Raw genomic sequence first — 12,839 nt, 5'->3', positions numbered from 1 at the left:
ATAATTTACCTGAATGCAGCATTTTCATGCATATCTGTCGAAAATGAGTAGAATAGCGGCCTCAATGAACAAAAGCTGACCTACCATGCCTCTGATTCGACTCGATAAAATATCCATGGCCTTTGGTGCCAAACCTCTACTAGATAACGTTGATTTCCAAATTGATCCCGGTGAAAGGGTCGCTTTGGTCGGCATGAATGGTGCTGGTAAATCAACACTATTAAAGCTGGTTGCAGGTCACCACAAAGCTGATGGTGGTGAGTTTTGGGTTTCGCCAACGTGTCGAATCGCAGAATTACCTCAGGCTATGCCAGCGGCAGATGAGCGTTTAGTACGTGATGTAGTTACTGCAGGTTTGGGTGATATCCAAAAGCTACGTCAGGATTATGATGAGCTTGCTGCATCTGAAAATGCAGACATGAAGGTGCTGGATAAGCTTCAGCATCAGATTGAAGCGGTTGATGGGTGGCATTTAGAGCAGCGTGTTCAGCGCGTGATTGAGCAGTTGGATCTGCCTGGCGACAAGTTAATGTCTGAGTTGTCAGGAGGTTGGCGTCGTCGTACCGCGTTAGGCGCTGCTTTAGTTCAGAATCCTGATCTTTTATTACTCGATGAACCTACCAACCATTTAGATATCGAGACTATCGAATGGCTAGAGCAGCAACTGCTTGAATTTAAAGGTGGCCTGTTGATTATCTCTCACGATAGAGCGTTGGTGGATCGCTTGGCGACTCGTATCGTAGAGCTTGATCGTGGTGTGCTGTCATCGTTCCCGGGTAGCTATTCTGCTTACATGGATTTAAAGCAGAAGATGCTTGAGGATGAAGAGAAGCAGAATGCTCTATTCGATAAGCGTCTGGCGCAAGAAGAAACTTGGATTCGTCAAGGTATTAAAGCACGTCGAACCCGAAATGAAGGGCGTGTTCGTGCCCTTAAAAAGATGCGTAATGAACGAGCGGACCGCCGTGAACGAGGCGGTAAGGCTAAGTTCTCTTTAGAAGAAGCGGCTCGCAGTGGCAAGCTAGTTGCTGAACTTAAAGATGTGTCGTTGGGTTATGCTGGCAAACCATTGTTTAGTAACTTTGATTTTGTCTTACAACGCGGTGATCGTATTGGTCTTATCGGGCCAAATGGTGCCGGAAAGAGTAGTTTGCTAAGTGTGCTTTTAGGTAAGCAATCTCCAGATCAAGGTGAAGTGAAGCTTGGTACGAATCTCAAAATTGCATACTTTGATCAGTTACGTGCTCAAGTTGATCCTGAAAAAACAGTGATGGATAACATCGCTGAAGGTCGAGAGAGTATCAGTATTAATGGCCGTGATCGTCACCTGATTAGTTACTTGAATGACTTTATGTTTGCGCCTGAAAGAGCGCGGACGCCTGTAAAAGCATTATCCGGTGGAGAGACAAACAGGGTATTGCTAGCCAAGCTCTTTAGTCAGCCAGCAAATCTGTTAGTGCTCGATGAACCAACCAACGATCTGGATATTGAAACTCTAGAGTTGCTCGAAGAGATTATTCTCGATTTTGATGGAACTATTCTTCTAGTAAGCCATGACCGTTCCTTCTTGGATAATGTCGTGACTAGCACCTTGGTATTCGAAGGTGACGGCGAACTGAATGAATATGTTGGTGGTTATCAAGATTGGCTGAGGCAGCGCCCGGAACCTGTAAAACAGGAGAGTAAACAGTCTAAGGTTGAAAAGCCTCAAGTCAAAGAAGCAGCGCCTTCTCAGCCTGCGAAGAAGAAAAAACTAAGTTACAAACTGCAGCGTGAATTAGATGAACTCCCAGCTCAGTTAGAACAAGCGGAAGCGGCTCTGGAAACGTTGCAAACGGAAACAGCTGCTCCTGACTTTTATCAGCAGGATCATGAATTCGTGAGTCAAAAACTCAGTGAGTTACAGGATCAGGAATCACTGGTCGAGCAGCTGATGGACCGTTGGGTTGAGTTAGAAGCGCTGCAGGAAGGGGAGTAACCCCTTCCTAGTCTTGATCCAGAATTCTAACTGCTAAAACATCACACTTAGCACCATGTAAAACGCCGTTAGCGGTTGAACCTAGTAGAAGGGCGATACCGTGACGACCGTGGCTGCCTACAATAACCAGATCTATATCATAATCGTCGGCAAGGCGGTGGATCTCTGATTCGGTTTGACCTGTGACCACTAACTGTTCAGTGACTGGATAGTCTAGGGTCTCACAATAGCGCTTGAGCTTCTGCTGGGCGTGTTTATCTAGTTGTTCCTGTATTGAGGTTAGATCCATCGGAACATCGCCCCCATAAGCAAAACTGAGTGGTTCAATAACGTGAACTGCATAGAGCTGCGCGTCGTTCGCTTTTGCAAGTTCATAGGCTTTACTTTTGAGCTGGTCAGATTCGCTTGAGAGGTCTAAGGCTAAAAGTATCTTGGAATAAGTTCCCATCACTGCATCTCCACTAGCAAAGTGTTTAAGGCTGTTGAGAGTGACTTACAGACTCTTTTAACAGATTAGCATAGAGCGTTGCTGTACGTACTCTGGTAAAATCGCGGCAGATGATTTCTATCAATATTTTAATAGGTTGTGTTACGTCTGAGTGTTTTTCTGCAGTCGTGCACAGTCTTTTTTCAACGATTCCGTGCTTTACGGTATTAGGGCTGAGGGTTTAGTAATGGAGTGGATGGTAATCGTCCTGATCATGATGTCTTTGTTAGGCTCGATGATGTGGGTTATGCCCACCAAGAAGCAAAAATACCAAGCATCTCTGAGGCTCAAGGCAAAAGCACTTGGCTTCCAAATACAACTCGAAAAAATGCAGCCTCCTAGAGCGCAGGGCGAAATGGAACCAGATGAGCGCAATATGACTGCTTATCGTATTTTGCGCGAAGGTTTAAGTCGTGAGCAGAAAAATAGCTTCAACACTTGGCAAGTGTTCCGGGTCGAGTCCATCGCAAATATCGGTTTAAATGCTGGGTGGTGCTGGGCTAAAGGTGAGCGCACTTTATCTGAGCTGCAATTAGATAAATTAAATACGCTGTTAGAGGAGCTTCCAAAGGGGGTTTTCTCTTTAGAATCAACGCCAGCTTATGTCGGTGTTCATTGGGATGAGGCTGGAAATAGTGATAAAGGTGAAGAGATTATGGAATCTCTTTATCAACAGCTTAAAGAATTTAGTGAGGGCAATTTTTGATGTTACCACCGGTTGAAGTACCTGCAGGTCGTTACCAGCACTACAAAGGGCCAGAATACGTTGTTCTAGATGTAGCGCGACATTCTGAAACTGAAGAGTGGCTGGTGGTCTACAAGCTGGGTTACGGGGATGAATCTACTTGGGTACGCCCTTTAGAGATGTTTGTTGAGACAGTATCCCTAAAAGACGGCTCAGTTGTTCCTCGATTTAAGAAGATCGATTAAAGAAGACGATCCATTGAATCAGCTAGAGTGCCTTGCGAGCGAGGTTTTCTAGGTTGGATCTCTTCAATTAGTTTATCTACTGTATCAAGACGTGGTTTTTTAACCGTATGAGGGATATTGGCCCTTACTAGTAAAGCTTTGGCGTGACGGTAATGGGAAACTGCCGTCATGGAGTCTTCGTTCTGCAAAAAACGATTGCCTTGGCTTACATGAGCGTCTGCAACCACTGTAATGCGTAACCAATAAAGTTCCTGTTTATAGCTCTGAGCTAGGGTGGGAGTAATCTTTCCTCCTCTTGCCAGCTGAACTACGAGCTTTTCGGCGAAGTTAATATAGATCTGAGCGCGCTTTAGAGCCTTATCACTATCGAATACGTCTGCAGAAGCAAATGCTTTATCAGCGGTATCTTTCTGCTGAGTGAGAGAGTTAAATAGTTCTGAGTCCGGTGCCAGCATAGCAACCTCTTCAAGAAGAGAGGTGGCGTGCTCATTAATCTTTTGAATAATTTCTGGTTTGCAGTCTGCTTCACGCAGCACAGCAATAGCCTGCAGAATGTGTTCTGCCTGTCCTTTAAGCCAAGTAAGACGCTGATCTTTAGCTTCTTCCTGCTGCTCTCGAGTCGTAATTACAAAATTCACAGTAATGGCGACTAGGCCGACCACTGCGATAAGAATTACAAATAAAAGATTATCGTTAAGCATCAGTAATTTCTGGACGATTAAATTATTGTTAATTATGGTGAATATTGTGGCTTGTAAGTGCTGATAGGTAAAGTTCTTGTTGATCCATTGGTCTACTTTTATCGCAATTGCTGCTTGACCATAGCATTCTCAACACTTATATATGCTCCCAAATATTATTGTTAGTTGAGCGCTAAACTCAAATGTGAGCAGTTTTTGCACAGAAACACCGTTATAAGTTGCAAAAATAGATAGTTCGTCAGCGTTTAACCATGTAGCCCGAGGAAAGAAGGACGCTATGGGAAAATCCCTGGTAATCGTGGAATCACCCGCGAAAGCGAAGACCATTAACAAATATCTGGGTAATCAGTACGTTGTAAAATCCAGTGTGGGTCATATTCGCGACCTGCCAACCAGTGGCAGTACTAAAAAGAGCGATCCTAAAGAACGGGCTCGCCAAGCGGCTTTGACGCGTAAAATGTCGCCTGAACAAAAGGCTGTACATAAAAAGAAGAAGGCGCGTGAACAGCTTATTGGACGTATGGGGATCGATCCTGACAAAGGATGGGATCCGCATTACGAAATTCTTCCTGGAAAAGAGAAGGTTGTTGATGAACTTAAACGTCTAGCTAAGAATGCTGACGAAATCTATCTCGCAACCGATTTGGACCGCGAAGGGGAAGCGATTGCATGGCACTTGCGTGAAGCGATTGGTGGTGATGATACGCGTTACCGTCGTGTTGTCTTTAATGAGATAACCAAGAAAGCCATATCTGAAGCGTTTGAACAGCCTTCAGCGCTAGACATGGATCGCGTTAATGCCCAGCAGGCGCGTCGATTCCTTGATCGTGTAGTTGGCTATATGGTCTCTCCACTACTTTGGGAAAAAGTGGCACGCGGTTTATCTGCAGGTCGAGTTCAGTCGGTGGCTGTTAAATTGGTCGTAGAGCGAGAAAAAGAGATTCGAGCATTTATTCCTGAAGAATTTTGGGAAGTGCAGGCTGATACGCTAACGAAAGGGAAAGATCCACTAAAACTGCAGGTGCATCGCATAAATGGCGAAACTTTCCGTCCAAGTTCAGAAGATGAAACTAATGCACATTTAGAGCAGCTTCGTTCGGCTTCATTTGAAGTAATCAGTCGTAAAGATAGACCGACCAGCAGTAAACCTTCAGCTCCATTTATCACATCAACTCTGCAGCAGGCTGCGAGTACGCGCCTTGGTTTTGGTGTTAAGAAAACCATGATGATGGCGCAGCGTTTGTACGAAGCAGGTTATATCACCTATATGCGTACGGACTCTACAAACTTAAGTGCAGAAGCCGTTGCGAACTGCCGTGAGTACATTGGTAATCATTTCGGTAGTAAATACCTACCTGATACACCTAACAGCTATAGCAGCAAAGAGGGCGCTCAAGAGGCCCACGAGGCGATTCGCCCATCTGATGTTAATGTTGAAGCGACTGCTCTTAAAAACATGGACAGAGACGCTGAGCGCTTATACGAGCTTATTCGTCGTCAATTCTTAGCTTGTCAGATGACACCTGCGAAATTCCTAAGCACGCGTGTAACTGTGTCTGCCGGTGACTTTGAATTAGTTACCAAAGGTCGAATCCTACAGTTTGATGGTTACACACGCGTTATGCCAGCGAAGGGCAAAGGTGAAGAAGATATTATCCTGCCTGATGTTCAAGCTGGCGATAATCTAAATTTAGTCGATCTGTTGCCTAAGCAACATTTTACGAAACCGGCTCCTCGTTTCACCGAAGCAAGCCTAGTTAAAGAGCTTGAGAAACGAGGTATTGGTCGTCCATCGACATACGCAGCGATTATTTCGACGATCCAAGATCGTGGTTATGTAGAAGTTCAGAACCGACGTTTCTATGCTCAAAAAATGGGCGATATTGTTACAGAGCGTCTAGGTGAGAACTTCTCTGACCTGATGGATTACAGCTTTACAGCACGTATGGAAGAAAGCCTTGATGATGTGGCTGAAGGCAGTGCTGATTGGAAAGCGCTTTTAGATCAGTTTTACGCTGATTTCTCTAAGAAGCTGGAAGAGGCGCAGGATGCTGAGAATGGTATGCGCCCGAATTCTCCTACAGAGACAGATATCTCTTGCCCAGATTGTGGCCGAGATATGATGATCCGCACCGGTAGTACAGGTGTGTTCTTAGGCTGTTCTGGCTATAGCTTGCCACCCAAAGAGCGTTGTAAGTGTACGATCAACCTAGTCTCTGGTGACGAAGTTGTTAGTGCTGATGGCGATGATGAAGAAGAATCTCGCATTCTTCGTAAGAAGCACCGTTGTAACCTATGCGGCTCAGCAATGGATTCTTATCTGATCGATGAGAATCGTAAATTACACGTATGTGGTAATAACCCTGATTGTTCCGGTTTTGAAGTTGAGAAGGGTGAATATCGTATCAAAGGATATGATGGGCCTGTTCTAGAGTGTGATAAATGCTCAGCTGAGATGCAACTTAAAACCGGTCGCTTTGGTAAATACTTCGGTTGCACTGAGTGTAAAAATACCCGTAAGTTGTTGAAAAACGGAGAGCCTGCGCCACCTAAGATGGATCCTGTTCCAATGCCTGAGCTTCAGTGCGAAAAGGTAGAGGATACGTACATCCTGCGTGATGGAGCATCTGGTTTGTTCTTGGCAGCAAGTCAGTTCCCTAGAAACAGAGAAACACGTGCCCCGAAAATTGTTGAAATACTGCCGCATCAGTCTGAGATTGATCCGAAATATGAATTCCTGTTCAGTGCGCCTAAGAATGACTCAGATGGAAACTTGAGTGTCATTCGCTATAGCAGAAAGACTAAAGAGCAGTACGTTATGACCGAGGTCAATGGTAAAGCGACTGGTTGGCGTGCATTCTATCGCGATGGTAAATGGGTCGAAGAAGAGACCCGTAAAAAAGCGAAGAAGAAATAATCGGGGATTTCATGAGCGGTATATATCAGGCACGCACGAATCAGAAGTTGAGCTTTACACGACTTCATCTAGAACAGCTTAAAAAAGCGCAAGATGACACCAGTTGGAGCAAGCATGCATTGATAGAGTCTTATAACGAATCAGTGTTGTTCCACCTGACGTCAGCCTATGATGCTTTTTTACGCGAAATTGCTGAATGGTATAAAGTCGATACGGAAAGCTTTCAAGGCTATCGTGCGTTAGCTGCGGAAATGGCCCAGACCGGCGTCGAAAGCCCTGAGTTGACACAGTTAAACAACCTAGAATCCGATGATTCATCTTGGTTGCATAAAATGATGTCCGCTTATGAAGCCTGCTGGCATGGTTCAGATGCCAAACAAGCAGTGACTGAAACTAACAGTGTTTCTGAAATACATGTGCTGCAGATCAATCCTGATCATGCAGAGGATGGTGAAATCATTACTGAGTATCAAACTTGGTTTGATTCACTGTCGGAATTAGTTAATCGCCTCAGAGAAGGCATGCAAGAGTGGTAAATTAAGTGTCAGGACTAACACCCGAGACCGTGCTTGAAATAATAGAACTTGATGAAGGTGGCCTAGCAATCCGGAATATGGACAGCGATGAAGAGCCGATGATTAAAGTTAATTTTTCAGATGCACTTAAAGAACAGTTAAGTGATCAATATCTAGATGTCGCTCGCGTTATGTTAACCGCAGGCATCCAGATGATGGCGGAATCTGGGGTGGGTTTAGAACAAGAGCCTGAAGAAGAGATCCCTCCAACTATTCATTAAGCAATCTCTGATAATGAGCTTCTCTCAGATAAAGCTCATTATTGGGGTGATGATACTTTAACTAGGCGCCTTTACAAAAATGGAAGCTAATACTTAACTATGTTGACGGCGTCTAATTATAATTCCGTGACTTTGTCCTTTCTTAGCGGCACTTTCTAAGTCGTTAAATTCTTCATCATTTAAGTATCCAGGCCATGATATTACAGCGTGGCTAGTGCCTGTGCTTAGCGCCTGTTTAGCAAGCTCAAAGGTACTATGTTTGTTATCTGGGTTGAGCAGAATGACTTTAGTCAGATCAATGCCTGCCTCAATCAGAAGGTTTTTCGGTAATAACACAGGTGGAGCAATCCACACAAACCAGCGATCATCCTGACTTAGTTGTGCAAGCAATGGCATCAACATTGGGATGTTAGAAAAATTCTCATCTTGGACAACGATTTCAGTCATCGTACCTGCAAGCTGATTAGCTGGCTTTTGCTTAGTGAAAATTTTTTCATTTGCAGATGTGCTCTGCATGATTGCTGTTGTTTGGTTCGCGTGAAATGCCATCATGGTTAGTTACCTCTACGAATAACGCCGACGCTTAAACCTTCTATTGCCAGTGGTTGTTCGTTTAAATCCACTACAATCGGTTCAAACTCTTCATTTTCAGCAATTAGATAAACGATGTTACCTTCACGCTTGAAGCGTTTTACGGTAACTTCATCTTCTATTCGAGCGACTACAATCTGCCCATCCTTTGCTGTTTGGCATTGGTGTACTGCCAGTAGATCACCGTCCATGATGCCTACATCTTTCATACTGCTACCTTTCACCCTTAAGAGATAATCCGCCTTAGGGTGGAAGAAGTCAGAGGAGATTGTGCAGTGATCTTCAACATGCTCTTGAGCAAGTATTGGCGATCCTGCTGCTACCTGACCAACAATCGGTAGGCCGCTATTTTCCTCTTCCAATTCAGGTACTCTGATACCTCGTGAAGTACCCGGAATAATTTCTATAGCGCCTTTTTTTGCCAGCGCTTTCAAGTGTTCTTCAGCTGCATTAGCTGATTTAAACCCTAAATCGCGGGCAATATCTGCGCGAGTAGGTGGGTAGCCGGTATCGCCAATGTGACGCTTGATGCAATCCAGAACTTCCGTTTGTCGTTTAGTCAGCTTCATGATCTTGTCTGTTTGTTTATACAGTACGTGTATTTTTATACAGTATTTTGGGTTTGTAAAGCAACTTATGTTTTTTTATACAGTATTTTTGTTATTAAACTGTCATAACTGTTAGAATCGCGGCTAGATTTTCGATGGAATACGGTTTTGTTAGATAAGCAGCTCAAGCAAACAATACAGCAGGCCTACAGTACTTTTCTCAATAACAGAGGATTGAAGTCTCGCTATGGCCAGAAATTGATGATTGCTGAGGTTGCGAAAACTTTGGGCGCTATTACTGCCAATTCTGAAGGCGAAAGGACCGGTGGTCAGCATATCTGCGTCACGGAGGCTGGTACTGGTACGGGTAAGACGATGGCCTATCTTTTGGCTTCTGTTCCTATAGCCCAGCAACGAAAAAAGAAAGTTGTTGTTTCTACAGCAACAGTTGCCCTTCAAGAACAGCTTATTCTTAAAGACCTTCCACAGCTGATTAGCGATGCCGGAATCAATCTTACTTATGGTTTAGCTAAAGGCCGAGGACGATATTTTTGTATTTCCAATGCAGAGAAAATATTGGAGCAACAGAATGAATTAGGCCAAATTGCATTGTATGAAGATGAAGTAGCTCAAAAACTTCAGACCTCAGATATTGATGAGGTTAAATCTCTACTTAGTCACTATGCCTCGGGTGAGTGGGATGGCGATAGGGATGCTTTAAAGAATACAGTGCCTGATGCTGTTTGGCGGTTGTCTACTAGCGATCATATGCAGTGTACAAATCGTCGCTGCAGTAACTTTTCAATCTGTCCATTCTTTAAGGCTAGACAAGAGTTGGATAAATGGGATCTGATAGTTGCCAACCATGATCTTGTTTTAGCTGATCTCTCTCTTGGAGGCGGCGCTATTCTGTCGCCGCCGGAAGATACCATCTATGTCTTTGATGAAGGCCATCACCTAGGCACTAAAACTACGGGGCATTTTTCTTATAGCTTACGTGTTAAATCCAGTATCCGTTGGATGAGCAAAGCAACACGCAGCCTCAATAAATTATTGAATGACGCGTCTGATCACATAGTACTTCGAAATTATATCGAGAAGTTAGCTAACCCTTTTGCAGATATGGAAAATTCCTTGAAGGAAGTCCAACTTCTATTAAATCAAATACTTGAAGATAAACTCCAAGGCCCAAGTGATCGCTATCGTTTTGCGCAAGGTATGATTCCTGAACCGTTACAGTTGTCCTTTCACAATTTTGCTCAGGCTGCAGAGAGAGTCGTTTTAAAATTTGAGCAGATTGTTGATCTTCTGAAAGAAGGAATGGATGGTGAGTTAGCCGATCTGCCCCTAGCTATCTGTGAAACTTGGTATCCGCAGATGGGTGTGCTTTTATCCCGTATGCAATCGATGTATTGGTTAGCTAATTCTTACGCTGTATCTGATTCGACATCAGGACTCCCGACGGCCCGCTGGATCGTTAAAGTAGATGGTAATGATGGCATTGATATTGAGTGTTGCAGTAGCCCAGTGTCAGCGGCGGAAACCTTACAAGAGCACCTTTGGAAAAACTGCTACGGTGCTGTTATTACTTCGGCTACGCTAACCGCACTAGGGCGGTTTGATCGACTATATGCTGATCTTGGCATACCAACGGATAGTCCTTGTAATATATTTATGAGTCCATTTGATTTTCAAAATGCGGCCGAATTGCATGTCCCTGCAATGAAAACCGATCCAGGAAACCCTGATGACCATAATGAAGAAATTTCGGCAATGTTATTGCCAATTTTAGAACAGGGAAGTGCATCCTTGGTGTTATTTAGCTCATGGCGTCAGATGCGGTATGTTCTTGAGCGTATGCCTGCTAGTATATCAGCAGATATTCTTGTGCAAGGCGAACTTGCCAAGCATGAAATTTTGCGACAACACAGAGAGCGTATCGATGCTAATAAACCAAGTGTTATTTTTGGTTTGGCTTCTTTTGCTGAAGGCGTAGATTTACCTGGTGATTACCTAACACATGTAATTATTACGAAGTTGCCATTTGGTGTACCGGATGACCCGGTTGAGGCAACCTACGGTGAATGGTTAGAATCGCAAGGGCGTAACCCGTTTCAAGAATGGGTTATCCCGATGGCATCAATGCGCCTCACCCAGGCTACAGGGCGTTTACTACGAACTGAGAGCGATAGCGGCAAAATAACATTGCTTGATCGACGGTTTATTACCCGTCGTTATGGAAAGCAGCTTTTAGCCGCTTTACCGCCTTATCGGCGAAATTTTTCTTAGGAATTGTTGAATTGAGTACAGAAAATAAATCAGTTGAGCAGACTGAAAGCGCTAACAAAAAAAGAAATTCTTCTGCACGTAAGCCTCAACGACGTCGTCGTTACAACAACCGCTCTAAAGCTGCGTCTTGGAACCCAGAACAATTCGTCGTGCCTGAGGTAGAAGGTAAAAAGCGTTTTTTAGATTTTAATCTGCCGGATGACGTCCTTCATGCGGTTTATGACCTTAAATTTGAATACTGCACAGGGATCCAAGCTGAAACTATTCCTGCTGCACTTGCTGGCAAAGATATCATTGGTAAAGCACAGACTGGTACCGGTAAAACTGCAGCTTTCCTTCTGGGTATTGTTACGGATTTGATTGACTACCCGTTAGACGAGAAACCTCGTTTAGCAGAACCTCGTGCTTTGGTCGTTGCACCTACGCGCGAGCTTGCACTGCAAATTGCTGAAGACGCAAAAGGCCTAGCGAAGTACACAGGTTTACATATTGTTAGCCTTGTGGGCGGTATGGATTATGAAAAGCAGCGCCAAAACCTTAAACGAAAGCCAGTTGATATCTTAGTCGCAACGCCAGGTCGATTGATCGACTTCATCAATCGTAAGGATGTCGATCTATGGAATGTTGAGGTGCTTGTTCTTGATGAAGCCGACCGCATGCTGAGCATGGGCTTTATCCCAGATGTAAGAACTATTGTCCGTAACACACCGCGTAAAGGTAGTGATCGACAGACACTACTTTACAGTGCAACGTTTACGGATGAAGTACTTAACCTTGCAGAGCAGTGGACTTTGGATGCGGTTAAAATCGAGATCGCACCAGAAATTAAAACGACGGACAATGTTAGTCAGACCGTTTATTTAGTCTCTGGCGAGCAAAAGTACCGTTTGCTTCGTAATTATATGGATAAGGATCACGCGGAGAAGGTTATCGTTTTTGGTAACCGCCGTGATGAGACGCGTAAGCTAGCAGACCGTCTATGTAAAGATGGAATTAAAGCTGCGCTTATGTCTGGTGAAATTCCACAGCAAAAACGCGTAAAAACGTTAGAAGATTTCCGCAGCGGTAAAATTCAGGTGCTAGTTGCGACCGATGTCGCAGGTCGTGGTATCCACATTGATGGTGTTACTCACGTATTTAACTATCAGCTGCCAGAAGACCCTGATGACTATGTTCACCGCATAGGTCGTACAGGTCGCGCCGGTGCCACAGGTGCATCAATCTGTTTCGCTTGTGAAGATGATTCCTTCCTTATTCCAGAAATTGAAGCTGAAACAGGCGTTAAGCTGGAATGTGTTCACCCTGAAGCCGAGCTGTTAGCTGAGCCTAAGTCTGCTGTTTCTGAACCCGCAATGGAAGAAGTACCTGAAACTACTGCTGAAGCGCTTGTTACAGAAAAAGAGGGCGAAGAATCAACCGTTGAACAAGCACCGGCTGACGATGCAGAGCTTGAAGAGAAAAATGCTGAAGAAACTGGCGAAGATAAAACGGCTGAAGTAACGCCTGAAGCTGTTCAGGAACCAAACGCTGACCTAGTGGAAGAAAAAGCAAACGAAGACGTAGCTGACGAAAGTGCGGTTGAGCCTGTTGCAGCTGAAGAAC

At 44.4% G+C, this 12,839-nt stretch carries 11 protein-coding genes and 1 pseudogene; 8 read left to right on the top strand and 4 right to left on the bottom strand.

The window, feature by feature from the left end; genetic code table 11:
• Positions 1-85: 85 nt before the first annotated feature.
• A complete protein-coding gene (locus ACMXYT_RS10635) occupies positions 86-1,978 on the top strand; it encodes an ATP-binding cassette domain-containing protein (RefSeq protein ID WP_415911411.1) in 1,893 nt (630 codons plus the stop codon).
• A gap of 7 nt (positions 1,979-1,985) precedes the next feature.
• Here the strand turns inward: ACMXYT_RS10635 and ACMXYT_RS10630 are convergent, their stop codons facing one another.
• Complete coding sequence (locus ACMXYT_RS10630; protein ID WP_415898635.1) at positions 1,986-2,426, bottom strand: universal stress protein; 441 nt, start codon at positions 2,424-2,426, stop codon at positions 1,986-1,988.
• Between the two features lie 226 nt (positions 2,427-2,652).
• Here ACMXYT_RS10630 and ACMXYT_RS10625 point away from each other — a divergent pair, with 226 nt between their 5' ends.
• Together ACMXYT_RS10625 and ACMXYT_RS10620 are read left to right on the top strand one after the other, a co-directional pair.
• Positions 2,653-3,171 (top strand): hypothetical protein, encoded by a 519-nt coding sequence (locus ACMXYT_RS10625; protein WP_415898634.1) that lies wholly within the window; start codon positions 2,653-2,655, stop codon positions 3,169-3,171.
• Complete coding sequence (locus ACMXYT_RS10620) at positions 3,171-3,395, top strand: DUF1653 domain-containing protein (protein ID WP_415898633.1); 225 nt, start codon at positions 3,171-3,173, stop codon at positions 3,393-3,395. The genes ACMXYT_RS10625 and ACMXYT_RS10620 overlap by 1 nt, the downstream gene beginning before the upstream one ends.
• On the opposite strand, the gene ACMXYT_RS10615 is transcribed toward ACMXYT_RS10620, so the two are convergent.
• Positions 3,392-4,096, bottom strand: coding sequence for a DNA topoisomerase I (locus ACMXYT_RS10615; RefSeq protein WP_415898632.1), 705 nt, complete (start codon positions 4,094-4,096; stop codon positions 3,392-3,394). The two genes, ACMXYT_RS10620 and ACMXYT_RS10615, sit on opposite strands and share 4 nt — an antisense overlap.
• A 277-nt stretch (positions 4,097-4,373) precedes the next feature.
• Between ACMXYT_RS10615 and topA the strand changes: the two genes are divergently transcribed.
• The 3 genes from topA to ACMXYT_RS10600 are packed head-to-tail and all read left to right on the top strand — an operon-like array spanning position 4,374 to position 7,809.
• Positions 4,374-7,013, top strand: coding sequence for a type I DNA topoisomerase (topA, locus tag ACMXYT_RS10610; protein WP_415898631.1), 2,640 nt, complete (start codon positions 4,374-4,376; stop codon positions 7,011-7,013).
• A gap of 11 nt (positions 7,014-7,024) precedes the next feature.
• Positions 7,025-7,549 carry a DUF6586 family protein gene (locus tag ACMXYT_RS10605; protein ID WP_415898630.1) on the top strand — a complete coding sequence of 175 codons (525 nt, stop codon included), beginning with the start codon at positions 7,025-7,027 and terminating at the stop codon, positions 7,547-7,549.
• Positions 7,550-7,554: 5 nt separating this feature from the next.
• The gene (locus ACMXYT_RS10600; RefSeq protein WP_415884094.1) at positions 7,555-7,809 is read left to right on the top strand and encodes a hypothetical protein; all 255 of its coding nucleotides are present in this window, start codon (positions 7,555-7,557) and stop codon (positions 7,807-7,809) included.
• 93 nt (positions 7,810-7,902) lie between these two features.
• Here the strand turns inward: ACMXYT_RS10600 and ACMXYT_RS10595 are convergent, their stop codons facing one another.
• Both ACMXYT_RS10595 and lexA read right to left on the bottom strand, forming a co-directional pair.
• Positions 7,903-8,361, bottom strand: coding sequence for a cell division inhibitor SulA (locus tag ACMXYT_RS10595; RefSeq protein ID WP_415898629.1), 459 nt, complete (start codon positions 8,359-8,361; stop codon positions 7,903-7,905).
• 2 nt (positions 8,362-8,363) lie between these two features.
• On the bottom strand, positions 8,364-8,972 hold the full coding sequence (gene lexA / locus ACMXYT_RS10590; protein ID WP_415884649.1) for a transcriptional repressor LexA: 609 nt from the start codon (positions 8,970-8,972) through the stop codon (positions 8,364-8,366).
• A 144-nt stretch (positions 8,973-9,116) separates the two neighbouring features.
• On the opposite strand from lexA, the gene dinG reads away from it, so the two are divergent.
• Complete coding sequence (gene dinG / locus ACMXYT_RS10585) at positions 9,117-11,237, top strand: ATP-dependent DNA helicase DinG (protein WP_415911410.1); 2,121 nt, start codon at positions 9,117-9,119, stop codon at positions 11,235-11,237.
• 11 nt (positions 11,238-11,248) lie between these two features.
• Positions 11,249-12,556: pseudogene (locus ACMXYT_RS10580) on the top strand (DEAD/DEAH box helicase); the annotation flags it as partial.
• Positions 12,557-12,839 lie beyond the last annotated feature (283 nt).

It is taken from the genome of Neptuniibacter sp. QD37_11 (genome assembly GCF_047778105.1).
GTDB lineage: Bacteria > Pseudomonadota > Gammaproteobacteria > Pseudomonadales > Balneatricaceae > Neptuniibacter.
This window is presented reverse-complemented; position numbering and strand designations above follow the sequence as displayed.